The 14,611-nt window shown below is 58.9% G+C and carries 10 protein-coding genes, 1 tRNA gene and 1 pseudogene; 7 read left to right on the top strand and 5 right to left on the bottom strand.

What is annotated here, in order from left to right; translation table 11 throughout:
• Positions 1–105 precede the first annotated feature (105 nt).
• From Pan189_RS16085 to Pan189_RS16075, 3 genes and pseudogenes are all read left to right on the top strand, one after another.
• A tRNA-Asp gene (locus Pan189_RS16085) sits at positions 106–179 on the top strand.
• Between the two features lie 263 nt (positions 180–442).
• Positions 443–718, top strand: a pseudogene (locus Pan189_RS21815) (prepilin peptidase); the annotation flags it as partial.
• Between the two features lie 1,275 nt (positions 719–1,993).
• On the top strand, positions 1,994–3,538 hold the full coding sequence (locus Pan189_RS16075) for a hypothetical protein (protein WP_145364989.1): 1,545 nt from the start codon (positions 1,994–1,996) through the stop codon (positions 3,536–3,538).
• A 115-nt stretch (positions 3,539–3,653) separates the two neighbouring features.
• On the opposite strand, the gene Pan189_RS16070 is transcribed toward Pan189_RS16075, so the two are convergent.
• Entirely contained in the window at positions 3,654–7,127 is a 3,474-nt protein-coding gene (locus tag Pan189_RS16070; protein WP_145364987.1) for a PVC-type heme-binding CxxCH protein, read from the bottom strand.
• A 292-nt stretch (positions 7,128–7,419) separates the two neighbouring features.
• Between Pan189_RS16070 and Pan189_RS16065 the strand changes: the two genes are divergently transcribed.
• The 4 genes from Pan189_RS16065 (at position 7,420) to Pan189_RS16050 (ending at position 11,725) form a co-directional block, all read left to right on the top strand.
• On the top strand, positions 7,420–8,727 hold the full coding sequence (locus Pan189_RS16065; RefSeq protein WP_145364985.1) for a glucose-1-phosphate adenylyltransferase: 1,308 nt from the start codon (positions 7,420–7,422) through the stop codon (positions 8,725–8,727).
• A 104-nt stretch (positions 8,728–8,831) separates the two neighbouring features.
• Positions 8,832–9,734, top strand: a complete 903-nt coding sequence (locus Pan189_RS16060; RefSeq protein ID WP_145364983.1) for a Gfo/Idh/MocA family oxidoreductase — start codon at positions 8,832–8,834, stop codon at positions 9,732–9,734.
• 383 nt (positions 9,735–10,117) lie between these two features.
• A complete protein-coding gene (locus Pan189_RS16055; protein WP_145364981.1) occupies positions 10,118–11,125 on the top strand; it encodes a DUF1559 domain-containing protein in 1,008 nt (335 codons plus the stop codon).
• Between the two features lie 135 nt (positions 11,126–11,260).
• The gene (locus Pan189_RS16050; RefSeq protein ID WP_145364979.1) at positions 11,261–11,725 is read left to right on the top strand and encodes a carboxypeptidase regulatory-like domain-containing protein; all 465 of its coding nucleotides are present in this window, start codon (positions 11,261–11,263) and stop codon (positions 11,723–11,725) included.
• A 110-nt stretch (positions 11,726–11,835) separates the two neighbouring features.
• Here the strand turns inward: Pan189_RS16050 and Pan189_RS16045 are convergent, their stop codons facing one another.
• The 4 genes from Pan189_RS16045 to Pan189_RS16035 all read right to left on the bottom strand — a co-directional run bounded on the left by Pan189_RS16045 (position 11,836) and on the right by Pan189_RS16035 (position 14,567).
• Complete coding sequence (locus Pan189_RS16045; RefSeq protein ID WP_145364977.1) at positions 11,836–12,162, bottom strand: hypothetical protein; 327 nt, start codon at positions 12,160–12,162, stop codon at positions 11,836–11,838.
• Entirely contained in the window at positions 12,163–12,324 is a 162-nt protein-coding gene (locus Pan189_RS21485; RefSeq protein WP_310820618.1) for a hypothetical protein, read from the bottom strand.
• Between the two features lie 91 nt (positions 12,325–12,415).
• A complete protein-coding gene (locus Pan189_RS16040) occupies positions 12,416–13,129 on the bottom strand; it encodes a sialate O-acetylesterase (RefSeq protein ID WP_310820617.1) in 714 nt (237 codons plus the stop codon).
• Positions 13,130–13,652: 523 nt separating this feature from the next.
• Positions 13,653–14,567 (bottom strand): restriction endonuclease, encoded by a 915-nt coding sequence (locus Pan189_RS16035; protein ID WP_145364973.1) that lies wholly within the window; start codon positions 14,565–14,567, stop codon positions 13,653–13,655.
• Positions 14,568–14,611 lie beyond the last annotated feature (44 nt).

The following is a 14,611-nucleotide window of genomic DNA, read 5'->3' as shown; positions in this document are numbered from 1 at the left end:
GTGCTGCTTACTTGAAACTTCTCTGCGAAAAACCCAACATACCATTTGCTTCGGCAGGACACAGTGAACCGGCGCCCGGCGTCGTGTGTCCGTCGAATTGTAGCCGGCCCCGTAGCTCAATCGGTTAGAGTACCGGACTGTCGATCCGGGGGTTGCGGGTTCGAGTCCCGTCGGGGTCGCTTCAATACGCAACAGCCCTTGCAGGTTTTCCTGCTGGGGCTGTTTTCTTTTGCGCCGTTGGTGGCGACGATCGCGGTAATATCGTTCAACGAACTGGCATCGAACTGGCTGTCGTCTGACCGTGAAAAACGATTTCCCGATGGGTTCGTCACTTCATCGAAGGTTGATCCTGGTTTGGACGGGGGTCGTCGCGCTCGCTCTCGGTGGTTGCGGCATCACCGGCGAAAGCGGCTACAGCGAAGCGAACTCCACGTTTGATTCGATGAACTTCTTGTTCGTGGCTTTCACGGTCGGCTGGGTCTTCTGCCTCGGGGCGACGATCGGGAGCTTTCTGAACGTCGTTGTTTATCGGATGCCCGCCGGGCTGTCGCTCAATCACCCGCCGTCGCGGTGCCCGAAATGCGAGACGCCCATTCGACTTCGGGACAACATACCTGTTTTGGGATGGTTGATTCTCCGCGGACGTTGCCGGGCCTGTCGCGAACCGATTTCGCCGAGGTACCCGCTCGTTGAAGCTTCCACCGGTCTGATCTTTCTATTGTTGGCGACGGTCGAGGTCTTCGCCGGCGGATGGAATCTGCCGTTTCAGGCCCGCTATTCCGATCAGACCTTGGTGTGGCTGATGTGGGAGACGCCTTGGGATCTGATTGGCACGTGCCTCTTTCATGCTTGGGCGATGACCCTGCTGTTCGGGGCGGCGCTGATGGCCGTCGATGGTCATGAGACTCCGGCCGGACTGTGGCGCTGGGGGATCGGGGTCGGCCTGATTGTGAGTCTGTTCGGGGAGCACCTGCACCCGATCGGCTTCCTCAACCCTCGTCCGGAGTGGGTTTACGGCATCTCGCTCACGCTGGCGGAGTTCGTCCTTGGGCAAACTCCGGTCAGATTGACGATCGAATTGGCCGGGGTGATCGATGCCGTGATCGGTCTGACGGTCGGGATGGTCATCGGATTTACGGCGCGCGCCGTCGTAGGCGGTCGGGACCGCTTCGGGTTACCGTTCGCCGCCGCGATCGTCGGGCTGACGTTCGGCTGGCAATTCATCATGGCGACGATTCTGTTGGCCGGTCTGATTGAGGTCGCGCTCAAGACGGCGACCCGGATGATCCCTGTTCTCGTTTCAATTCCGGCCATCGCTGCATTCGCTACCGCGGCACTGGTGCAGCTCGTCCTGTGGGATTGGTCGACGATGCAGTTCTGGTGGCCGGACTACCGTGGCTGGGCGATGCTCACGACGTGGGGAGTTCCCGAATTACTTTCGCTCATCGCCTCAGCCGGGCTCGGCCTGCTGCTATTCGCTGCCGCGGCGCGGGTCAAAATTCGCAATATCCCGTCTGAAACGGCTAGCGTGGCGTGAAATCGGGCCGGATTGCTTTGGACTTTGTCGAAGCATGAAGAATTTCTGCGCTTCGCAGGCCAAGACCCATGCCAGATTTTGGGCACGATTTCGGGGCGAATTTTGCCCCCGGGCCGGGGCATCGCTTTCACGGTTTCGCCGTCAGGGAAACGGAATCGGAGGGGGCTTGCCAAGTGGATTCGAGTGAAGTTCGCGGTCGCGAGGCCGACTTAACCATGTTCCGATCTTCGAGACGGGAACGGGACGAATCGGTACGGTCGTAGGGAATCGTGACATTGTTCTGTGCGAACCCGCCCCGATCAGCCGAGCTACCTCTTTGCATCGGGGGCCTGTGCACTTATGCTGGTTGAGGCGTCGACGTCGCGCAGGGAAGTGCCAAATCGCCTCGGACAATTCCCAAATTGGCTCGGTGTGCCCGGCCGCACCACTGACCGCGAAGTTCTCGCTCGGAAACTCATGTCGAAAAAATATCTCAGCCACGAGGAAGTCGTTGAACGTCTCGGGATCTCCTCGGAAGATTTGAACAAGCTTCGCTCCGAGCAGGCTCTCCGCGGTTTGAAGGATCGCGGCACGTTCAAATACAAGGCCGAAGACGTCGAAGAGTACGCCCGCTCCCGGCAGGCCGACTCCGATCCCGACGTGCCGATCTTCGACGACGATTCGATTCTTGGTTTCGCCGATAGCGACGGCGAGGAAGATTCGGCGACCGTGATCAGCAGCGGTGGCAGCGTCTTCGATGACGAGGATGACGACCTCGGCATGGAGACCTCCGACAGCGATGTCCGGTTGATTCTGGACGACCCGCTGTCGGGTACCGACAACGATTCCGCACCTGATGTCGCGATTCCGGCCTCCGATAGCGACAGCGACGTGCGATTGGCCGATGACTCAGCCGGAGCCGGCAGCGACAGCGACGTCAAACTCGTCTCTGAGAAGGCGGGTACGTCCAGCGATATTCGGATCGTTAAGGATCCCCGCGAAGAGGAACAATCAGGTAGCGACAGTGATGTGTCGCTCGTCTTCGACGACCCAAACGACGGCGAAAGCGAGACGATCGCCGTCACCGGTAGCGGCATTCAACTGGGCGACCTCGACGCCGAAAGCGGAATTTCGCTCGAAGCACTCGACAGCGGCGTGAGGCTCGAAGACGAGGAAGGTGACTCCGTCGTCTTTTCAGAAGCCAGCGGCATTCGGATCGAGGATGACGACGCCGACGACATGGTCGGAGACGACAGCGGCATCGCTCTGGCAGCCGATGATGAACCCGAGGCGGACGGCAGCGGGTTCATCTCGCTCGATGACGACAGCGGCATCTCACTGCTCGATGACGACGCCCCAGGCAGCAGCGGGATCGGCCTGTCGAGCCCCGCTGACAGCGGTATTGCTCTTGAAGCCGACAGTGATGACCTTGGTCAGACCGTCGCGATGGACGCCGCCGGTGGTTCGTTCGAAGACCGTCAGGACACTGAACTCGAGATGGCTGCGGTAGAAGGCGTCTCGGGCGATAGCGAGTTCGAACTCGCTGCGACCGGTGATGATGACAGCGCGGACAACATCATCCTGTTTGATGACGATGACGCGACCGATGAATCGGCCACCTTCGTCAAGCGGTCCGATCACGAAGAGACCGAAGAGCTTGAAGATCAGGACGACTTCGACATTGAGGATGATGAATCGTTCGCGGATGAATCGTTCGATGAATTTGATGAGGCGGACGAAGACTTCGGCGACGAGGAAGAAGACGTCTTCGATGCGGCCGACGAAGACTTCGAGGAAGAGATTCACGCCGGCGAGAGTCAGGGCGATTTCACTCCGGTTGCCAAAGCCGCCCCGGTCGAGCACGAATTCGGTGTGATGACCGTCGTCGGCCTCTTCGCAACAAGTACGGCCCTGGCCGTTTGCGGAATGATGATGTTCGATCTCATTCGCACGATGTGGCACTACGATGAACCGACGGCGGGAACCAGCGCGATCCTTGCGGCGCTCAAAGACCTGTTCTGAGTTCGACCAATCATCGGGTGCGGTGAAACCAGCAGTAGTTAAGAAGGGCCCGCTCACTGAGCGGGCCCTTCTTTTTAATTTCACATCAATATTTCACTCGCCGCGAACAGTGGCCCTACTCGTGACCGGCGGCTGACTCCGTCGTGGCGTTCTTGTCTTTAAGCGACGCCAGGTACGCGACCAGATCGCGGACGTCGGAGCGCGACAGATACTTGATCAGGTCCTCGGGCATGCCCGACTTGCCGGGGGCGACATCGTCGATGTCATCCTGCAAGATGGTGACGTTCTCGCCGGTCGGCTTGACCAGAATCAGTTTCTCGTCGTCCTCAAAGCGTTTGATCCCGGCGACGATCTTGCCCTCGGCGGTCACGACAATCACCGTCTCGAAACCTTTGGCGATCGCTTTACCGGGCAGAACGAGCGATTCCAGCAGATACTCCTTGGTCTTTTCCGCGCCGATGCCCGCAAGATTCGGCCCGACCAGAATCTTGTTGTCGACGACGGCATGGCAGCGGCGGCAGGAAGCATCGCTGCGCCCAAAGAAGATCGCATAGCCGTTCTCCGGGTCTCCGCCTTCGAGGCTGACCCGGTATTTGGCGATCGGATCGCCGTCCGAGAGTGTCGAACTATAAGAGGCAATCCGGTCCTCAAACGCGACTGAATTCCGCTGCTCGGCGGCTTCGATTAAATCGAGTTGAATCGCGGCCGGTGCCGAACCGGCGAGGAACTTGTCGAACCATTCGAGCAGAACCGCATCGGCCTCGGCCGTTTCCAGTTTGACCAGACCGGCAATGGCCGACTGCTGTTCTTCGACGGTCCCGTCACGAAGCGCGAGCTTGAGTTGTTTCACCGCGTCGTCCGGGTCGATTTTGATGAGCAGGCGTCGTGCCGTGGAGCGAACAAGCGGGGAATCCGCTCGGACCGCACGGCGGACGACCTCCGAAGCTGCATCGCCCCGCAGCGAAACGGCTGCTTGCAACGCGGCTTCTCGAGTCGCCGGATCGGCGTCGGATGCATCCGCGATCGCAGCGACCTCGTCCGCAACGGCCTCCACACCGTATTGGGCCGACAACTCAATCGCCGGTCGCGCGAAGTCGACATCGCTTTTGAAGAAGTCAGACAGATGTGGCGCGAGTAGTTCGGCCATGAACTCGGTCTGACGCGGACTTTCGATCGGGCGATACTTATTAATCACCCGATCGAGCGGACCCGGTTCCTGCCAGGCCGCCATAGCACTCAAGGCCTCAAGGCGCAGGGATTTCGACAACTTTTCATTCGAAGCGGTCGAGAGAACACGGGCCGCATGTTCGCGGCCGCCGAGCCGAAAGTTCGCAGCGATGATTCGTCGAGCCAGAGCATCAACCCGCGCGGCGTCGTCTGAGTGGTCGAATCGAACGGCGGCCAATCTCTCCGCGGCATTGTCGATCGCGAGGTCGTGCACGGCGCGGGCTGCTTCGAGTTGAATACCGGGGTCTTCATCGGTCAGGAATCCGGCAATTTCCGGGCTCTTCATCCGCCGCAGGGCCAGCAGCACGCCGAGGCGGGCTTCCGGATTCTTGTGATCGGCAAATTCGAGCAGTGGGGCGACATTTCGCTTGGCGATGCCGGTCAAACCCATGACGGCTGCGTGTCTCAAGGCGGCATCGTTACCGCTGTTCTGAACGAGCACATTGAGCAGCGGCTCGATCGCCTCAGTCGCCGTGCCGGCTTCGTCTTGGGTACCCATGAAACGCCCGCCCGCCCGACCGATGAGCAGCGCCGCTTCCGCCCTCACTCGGGCATCCGGGTCGGCCAATAGAGAAGCGGCTTGCCGAATGATGGCCGGCGAGGCCGCATCGCACGGCTCGCCGGAAGGCGAGTCAGACCCGCACACGACATCGCGAAGCACTCGCAATGCGACCGTGCGGACCCAAGGATCGCTCGACGAAAGCTGCGCCGTGATCGCGGGAACCGCGTCGCTATTGCCTGCGCGTGCCTGAATGCCCAGTGCCCACAGCAGGTGCAGTCGCGGAATCGTTTCGTCGGTCGAGGCCACGCCGCGAATCTTGTCGTCGGGCCAATCCGACATCGGCCGGGACGCCAGTTGCAGATGAGCGGCTTGGCGAACGCGCTTGTCCCTATTTTCAAACAGCCCGATCAATTCGGCCGACGACATGTCGCCGAGGCCGTTGCGGAGGATCTCTCCCGACTTCGCCGCCGCTTCTTCGAATTCCGGGTGGGCGAAGCGGTAGATTCGCCCCTTCCCCGGCCCTTCCCAGCCCTGCACCCAATCGAGCGCAAAGAATCCGCCGTCGTAACCGAAGTCGCAGTCGGTCACGAGAATTCGCCACAAGAATTCGTGGGAATCGACCAACTCGAACGACGCCCCCTTCGGCTTCACACCGAAGGACCGCACGCCGCTATTTGTCGGCCCGCCGCGAAAGTCGCACAGAAAGAAGTGATTGTCATATCGCTTCGGAAGCCCCACCCCGGGATAGGCCGCCAAACCGGACGGCCCGTCGCTGATGTTAGCCACCGGGGGAAGAATATAGGCCGGCTGAATCGCGGTCGTCTCGGGATCACTCCGGTACGGATACCAAATCCTTTCGCGATTGAACGGGCCGCGATCGTCGAGGTACTGGTAATACATCCGCCAGCCGGCATCCATACCTTCAATGACGTGGACCCATCGCGCGAGGTCGCCGCTGTCGGAGTTGTTATCGCCCGTGAACAGGTTGCCGTAGTTGTCGAACGCCAGTTCCTGCGGATTCCTCAGACCGGAAGCGAAGATTTCCAAGTCAGAGCCGTCCAGTTCGCAGCGAAAGATCGCGCCGGTGTCGGGTTTGTGGAGCAGTTCACCCTCTTCGGTCATCACGTGAAACCCGCGGTCGCCGATGCTGAAGTAGAGCCGGTTGTCCGGTCCGATCGTCAGGCCGTGCATGTCGTGCCCGCGGAAGGCGAAGCGGACACCGAAGCCGTCGAACATCGTTTCCTGCTGATCGGCGACGCCGTCGTCGTTCGTGTCTTCGAGTCGATAGAGTTTCGGAATGCAGGTGTAGTAGACGTTGCCGTTGTGCTCCAGCACGCCCGCGCCGGTCCCGTCGACGAGGTCGTTGAACCCGTCGGCGAAGACTCTCGATTCCTCCACCTTTCCGTCGCCATCGTTGTCGATAAGCAGTCGAATGCGGTCGTGCTCGAGTTCGTAGAGACCGGCTTCGTCGCCGAGATGTTTGAGCATATACGCTCGGCGGTCGGCGACGGTCTGAGCTTTCAGATCGTCCGACAGCCAGTAGAGGTGATAGCGGTTGTCTTCGACCCCTTTTTGCTGGCGGAATGTTTCGCAAACGTAAAACCGCCCGTCGGGCGTGATCCAGAACGCGACCGGGTTGGCCAAGTCAGGCTCGGCGGCAGTGACCTTCCCGGTCATGCCATCGGGAATTTGGAACGACTCCAACGCCAACTCGCCGCCGTTGGATGCTTCGGCGATCTCGGGGGCGTAATTCTGTTCCGGCGACACCGGCACAACTTCGCCCGCGGTCGAGACACGACCGAGCAGGAATAGACCTGTCAGGAAAAGACTAGAACCGACAAGAAGTGCATGGCGCTGCACGATGATGCCTCTTTGCAAGATTCGACCCGCTGTTGCCACGGGCCGGGTATTGTGTTTGGGGCGAGAAATCGACCCGACCTGAAAATGTGCGTGCGGAATGCGTTCGCAAGCCGAACAAGTCTATCTCCCCGACGCCGGTTGGCTCAACGCAGAGCGTTCAATCGGAACGTTCCGGTACCTTGACCCGATGTGGCGTTTCGTGGAGCGCCGACGCGATTGCGAGGCCGCGACGCCACCTGTAGCCTTGTAGCTCGACCGAACCAAACCGAGCGCATCTATCAACGCTATCGCTATGAATCGCAACCTGATCAGCCTCATCCTCGGCGGCGGAAAAGGAACCCGCCTGTTCCCGCTGACTCGCGACCGTTCCAAACCGGCTGTGCCCTTGGCGGGAAAATATCGCCTGATCGACGTGCCGATCTCAAACTGCCTCAACAGCGGTATCAATCGCGTCTACCTGATCACCCAGTTCAATTCGGTGAGTCTGCACCGTCACATTCGCGAGACGTACAAATTCGACCGCTTCAGCGGCGGTTTCGTCGAGATCCTCGCTGCCCAGCAGGCGATGGATCAGGCAGAATCAGATTGGTATCAGGGCACCGCTGACGCCGTCCGCAAGAACCTGCGTTATATCGAGCAGCATGGAATCGAGCACGTCTTGATCCTCTCCGGCGACCAGCTCTACCGGATGAATTTCGACGATATGCTCCATACGCACCGCGGAGCCAAGGCCGACGTCACCATCGCGACGACTCCCGTCAACGCCGCCGCGGCCAAGGGCTTCGGCATCATGCAGCTCGACTCGACGGGCCGCGTGACAGACTTCGTCGAAAAGCCGCAAACGGACGAGCAACTCGAGCAGGTCCGCACCGATCCCGAGTGGCTCAAGAGCTTCGGCATCATCGCCAACAGCCGCGACTACCTCGCGAGCATGGGCATCTACTTGTTCAACCGCGATCTGCTCGTCGATCTGCTCAAGTCGACCTCGCACGAAGACTTTGGCAAAGAAATCTTTCCGCAGGCGATCAGCGATCACAAGGTTCACGTTCACCTGTTCGACGACTATTGGGAAGACATCGGAACGATCAAGGCGTTTTACGATGCCAACCTCGCTCTGGCGGGGCCGAATCCGCCGTTCGAATTCAATTACGAAGATGCCCCGATCTACACGCAGTCGCGGTACCTACCGGCGAGTCGGCTGCTGGGCGGTGCGTATCATCGCTCGCTGATCTCCGACGGTTGTGTGATTGAGCCGGGCACCACGATCGAGAACAGCGTGATCGGCCTGCGCACGCACGTTGGGCGAAACGCGACGATCCGGAACACATTCATTATGGGGGCCGACTTTTATCAGAAGCCCGAGCATCGGGCCTATGATCTGGAGTCGAACCGCCCTCCCCTCGGAATCGGCGAAGGTTCCGTGATTGACGGGGCGATCGTCGACAAGAACTGCCGCGTCGGCCGGAATGTGCATCTCGTTCCTCCGGAAGGAGACAAGCAGGATCGCGAATTCGGCCCCGTCCTGATGCGCGACGGAATTCTGGTATTGCCCAAACACGCCGAATTGCCCGACGGCTGGTCGGTCGATAAGGCGCGATAATCGCTGTCTGAGAAGCGCCGCACGGGCTTAATAATTGAGTCGTCCATGTCCGCGTTGCTCGCTTTTTACCTCGCACGTCTCTTATCGCCGAAGGGCCGCGACCGATGATCCGCGTCGGCGTGATTGGAGTGGGCCCTCAATGGAACGCCCGCTACCGCCCTGCCCTCGAAGCGCTGGCGGAACGCGTTAAGGTCGTCGTATTGCATGACCCGCTGCGTCGCCGAGCCGATGCCGAAGCGGGTCGGCTCTCGGCGTTCGCGTCGCCGGGCGTAGTCGCCCTGTCCCGATTTCCCCGGTTGCGGGCGATCCTGCTATCGGGCGATCTTCACGCGTCACTGCCCACGTGCCAGTTGCTCGCAAAATCGAGGCTGCCGGTCTTGTGGGGGCAGCCGGCCATGTCAGACCCGGCTGCGATTGTGCGACTCGCGAAGTCGGCCGACAAGTTCGAAACGTCAATCACCCCCGCTTTGCCGCTGCGATTCGCTCCCTCGACGTTTCGAGCCAAAGAACTGATCGTGACCCGTCTGGGCGCGCCTTGGGAATTGACGGCCCGGTTGCCCCATTCGATTTCGACCGATCGCGTCGCAAAAATTATTGATTGGTGCCGCTACCTTTCCGGGCGGGATCCCGTTCGCGTCTGGCCCGCATCTGGCGATCAGCCCCTTCGCTATCAGTTCGCCCGTCGCGGCAGCGGGCGAACGGCCATGTTGACGATCGAATGCTCGACAGAAACGATGGCCGCGTCGGCCGTTCAAGATCGCTGGCCCAGTCTCTCCGTTCGATGCCAGCGCGGTCGGGCCGAACTCTCCAGTCCGACTGACATCGCTTGGTCGGCGGGACGGGAGTCGCGGCAGGAATCTCTGTCGAATGATCGCCCCGCTGAGTTGGTGCTCGTCGATCACTTTCTTCGCCGCGCGGCGGGGGGACTGATTCCGTCAGCCGACTTGAAAGACGTTCGGATCGCGGCCCGTGCCGCGACCGGGGCGGGGCTGTCGAAGCCGGTGTGACCGCTCGCGCATTCGTTGGGCGAGCCTGTGTTTTTTGCGGGCAATGCCCGACGCTCATTGGCCCGGTCGAACGAAAATTGACGATCCGTTCCGGACCGATGATCTTCGTTTTGGGGATCGCAGACGAGCCGTGCAGCGGCGTTTTTACCGCCGTGTGCTCGGAGTGGTCCTCTGTGTGCATGCCCTGTGAGTCATTTCCAAAATCATGGTGATATTGCCATGAAAAAGGCGCAGGTCTTGCTGATTCCCTCTAGTGTGTGTTGTGGCCGCACTTTACCATTGATTGAAGCTGATACTTCAGCCACCACACCCCGGTTTGCGACTCATCCCGCCTTTCGCATTCCGCCGACGTCTGTCTTCGACTCCCGCCAAGGAATGACCCGATGCCTCTATCCGATTCCACTCATCGTCCATCGCGTGGCTTCACGCTCGTCGAACTGCTCGTTGTCATTGCGATCATCGCCATTTTGATCGCGCTGCTACTGCCGGCTGTTCAGCAGGCTCGGGAAGCCGCACGCCGCAGCGAATGCCGCAACAATATGAAGCAGATGGGCATCGCGATGGCGAACTACCATAGCACCCACGGCATCTTCCCCATCGGCGCGATGAACGCCGCGACGACGCCCGGGGCCAGTCTGTGCGGTTATGAACGGGCATCAAAAAGCCTGCCGGCCGAGTATAAAGATATTCGCAATCATGTCGCCCACTTGTACCTTTTGCCGTACCTCGACCAAGACAATTTATATGAACAAGTCAATTTCAACATTCCGGTCAACGAATTAAAGGGAAAGTCGGATTGCATCAACAACGGGACGTTTCAGGCGGCGATGCAGAATGTCTTTTTGCCCGTCTACGGGTGCCCGTCCGATCCGTTGCGGAACCAGCCTTCGACAACGAGCACCAGCGAGAACGCCGCCGAAGATTACTACCGGACCTCGTACGTCGCTAATGCCGGCGATACCGAAACCCAAGGCGCAGCGAACTGGCAGTTCCTTTACTGGGGACGACCAGACGACTGGTTCCGTTCAAAGAATGTGCTCGTCGGAATCTTCGGGGTCAACGGAGCCGCCCGCTTCCGTGACATCACCGACGGCGCTTCCAACACCTTTACGTTCGCCGAGTCTCAAATGGCGAAAGGGGTCGATTCCAAGGGGAACTCGGCTTATTGGCAGGCTTACTCGGTCGGATATTTCTCGAACTCACGGTTCGGGATCAATAAGGTCGATCCGGGGACAGAGTTGCCGGAAGCCGGTTGGATCGGCAGCAGCCACGTCGGTGGATGCCATGTCGTCATGGCCGACGGCAGCGTGCAATTCTTAAGCGAGAACATCAGTCTGGATGTGCTCCTCGCCATGAGCACGAAATCGGGCGGCGAAGTTGTGACGTTCTGAAGCAGTTCTGATCGTTCAGACCATCAATTGGCCCGAACGATGTTCGGGCCAATTGCCCTTACAGACTGCGATTGCGCGATTCTGAAATAAGCCTTCGCGGTCATCAAATTTATTGGCGAATCTTTCGAGCAGCAAATGAACTCCAGCGTGTTGAACCAGATCGATCAAACCGTGCGTTTCACTCACCATCTTAGATACATTCCCGGCCAGATCGCGTTGTGCGGTTTTCTGGCCCTCACGCTGATCGGGTGCGGTGGTCCGAGTGATGCGCCCGATATCGCCGAGACCACCGGGACTGTGACCTTCGAAAACGGCGATCCTGTCCAATTCGCGTCGATCGGCTTTCAATCAAAGAGCCTGGGCGTTTTGTCGATCGGCCGGACCGACGCCGAAGGCAACTACCGGATGCTTTACAAAAAAGGGAAATGGGGAGCTCCCATCGGCCCCAACATCGTGACGATCAGCCAGAGTAAAGATCAGGAAGATAACCTCGGCTCAGCGGTTCCAGAGCAATTTGCGATGGCGAAAACATCCGATCTGACGGCTGACGTTTCGCCAAGCGGGGAGAATAATTTCGACTTTGTCATTCCGCAGGAGTAGTTTTTTAAACAGAGCTTAACTCACGCCTTCGCAATTGGCCCGGTCCATCGAGCCCTTCAGATGTTAACTGCGGGTGAGTGTTTCCGGTAAGGCAAACGGATCCGTCCCCCTTACTCCTTCTCCCGAGGAGCACGAGGCTCGCTGGCGGACCCGCCCATGAGATACCAGTTCAACCAGCGGGCCGATGCGGTAACGACGCCCACCGCCACCAACAGTCCGAACACGATACCTCCATATAGACCGATATCGTCGAAAATATCGTCCCGCGTGCCGCCGAAGCCTGGCCCTGCCGCGGGCTCTTGCACCAAACTGCAGCCGATCAGCGCGAACACATAAAAACCCAATCCGCCCAGCCCCCATGCCGCGGCCCCGGCGATCAATAGCGAGACCGCCACAATCAGCACTCGTATCGGCGGCGGCCAAAAGGTTCCGGGCAATTACTCTTGCCGAGCTTTGGTGATCCAGCGGGCAAGAAACGGCGTGGCAATCAGCATCCATACAATTCCCACGCCGTAGAAGCCTGCGGCTAGCGTGCCGAAGAACGCCATGATTCCGAACAACCACATGAACTGCAGCGAGAGCCTGCGTCGCGACCTCATTGTCACCCGATCGAAAAAGTCGGAAGCAATGGCAGCCTGACCGGTCGAAGCCGATCCCGCGAGAGGCAAAGACCTTATTCGACGCGTCGGCTTACTGACTGGAGTCCGCGACTTTGCCTTGCACGATTTCCGCCGCCGTGTCAGCCAGCCGTTTGCCGAGGATGTCGTAGCCCTTGCGGGAGTGGTGGATGTTTTTTCGCTTGGGGTCTATATCGTCGCGATCGACCCACACAGCGGCCGGCTCACTTTCGGCATAGGAAACTTGAGCTTCTCGGATCTTTTCCCAGTCCTTGAGGTTGTTTTCAAATTTATGCAGCCGGCCGATTACGAAGGTAATGTCGTCCCGTTTTAAATCCCGCCGCAGTTGCGATAGCAATTGGCCGAGACTGCGTTCATAGACGTCACCGTGCCCTTCCTTGGCGTCTCGTTCGCCTTGAATCCAGATGAAGGTCACGGTTGAAGCGGGCGGCTCGTCCTTCATCGCCGCCCGCACTTCGCGCATCATCGCGTCGTACAAGTCGCCTTGATTCTCTTTCTGCTTTCCGTCGGCTGACTTCCAGTCATGCACCCACATGCGGATCGGCTTTCCGCCGACGGCCGAGTGCACCACCACGGTATTCTCGCCCAGTTTCTCTTTAATGGCGGGTGTGAAGTTTTGCTCGGGCATCAGTCGCTTCATGTTCGACTGCCCGCTTAAAATAAACAGATGCGGCCCCGCTGGTTCGCCCGCCTGAACCACCTCATCGGCTCGGGCCAACTGCGACGTCCAAACACACAGCACCGCGGCGAGCAACAGTTTCATCATTTCACGCTTTCGTTGACTGACATTGCGAACGCAATTCAGCGTGACCACCCACAGCACTCTTTTCAAGACATCGGCCGATCTTGATGCATCAGCCGCCGCGCAACCGGACCACAATGGGTAGAGGAAATGGTCGACCTCCTCACGAACCCGCCTGGCGGCGGTGCCGATTGGCATCGCCGTTAGAGGCGGATGATGCCGCGGCATACCTGCCCGGACGCGTCCGGCTTTTTTTAAGAGTTGAGAGGTGAGGGATGAGAGGTGAGAGGCAGTGAGAAAGGTGAGTGTTTCGAGGTGAGGGGTGAGAGACAAAACACGATACAAGCCCGAGGCGCCAGCCGTCGGGATGCGCGAGAGCAACCCTGAATCTGGGTGGCCCGGTTCCTATAGAACCGGGCGGCGCCGTCGCGAGAGGTCTCAGGGTTTAATCTGCTCTCAGACAGTGGCCGGAAGTGCCAGCACCCTTCCGGGACCTCTTGTCGCTGCGCGACCCGGACGTATAGCGTCCGGGTTACCCGGACTCGCGTCAGTCCTCTTCTTCGAAGTAGTCGTTATCAAGCTGCTTAACTATATAAGTTCTGTCAGGGGTGACCCCCACATTAAAGTCAATCATAAATTGTGCGAGCTGCTTACCGTCGATTAATACAATTTTGCGTTCAATCTGATCAATGTAAGCGTATGCTTCGCGTGAGTACGCAGATGTGGTAATAAAGACACCTTTCTTAGCCCTGAAACCTTCCATCGACCCAGCGAATGCTTGGATGTCTGGACGGCCGACAGTGTTCGTCCAACGTTTCGCCTGAATGCAGATTAGGTCTAGCCCCAAGCGGTCTTCTTTGATGATTCCGTCTATGCCTCCGTCGCCACTGCGTCCTACGGCACGCCCGGCGTCAGCGATGGAGCCTCCGTAGCCCATAGCTACCAACACTTCGACGACAGCTCGCTCAAAGAAGCTGGGAGTAGCCGACTTAAGCTTTTCAAGAATGTTGCTCGCGAGAGAGTCGCGAAGTGTCCGATATGCAGTTTCGAGTTTTTCGTCGGGCGTTTGCGATTCGTCTGACTCTGTGGATTCAGTTAGATTGGAATCGCTGTCACCGCTATTGCCGATCCATTCTCGGAATGGCTCGAAACGTCGCAAATACTCAGTGGATATCGCGGTTGGATTTTCGGCGAGGACATTCCTACCCAAGTCTGTGATCTGGTAGACTCCACGACTTGGGTAATCAATTAATCCGGATTTCTTTAGGTATGTCCTCGCCCAGCCAAACCTGTTAGAGAAGACGGGCTCTTGCCCGCTCGGCAACAATTTCTCCCTCTCGGCGTCAGATAACTCAAAATGGTCGGCAAGCCATTCACGCATTTCAGGCGTTCGCCTCGGGCTACCGTCTGCTAAGTTCTGAAGAAATGGGAGCATCACGGTCTGATAGTCAGGAATTGCCATCGGTGATTGATTTGTCCCGCCTCTCGGCTCTTAAGTTTTGGGAT

The sequence above is a fragment of the Stratiformator vulcanicus genome, assembly GCF_007744515.1.
GTDB lineage: Bacteria > Planctomycetota > Planctomycetia > Planctomycetales > Planctomycetaceae > Stratiformator > Stratiformator vulcanicus.
The sequence above is the reverse complement of the archived record's forward strand: the minus strand, read 5'-3'. Positions and strand labels throughout refer to the sequence as shown.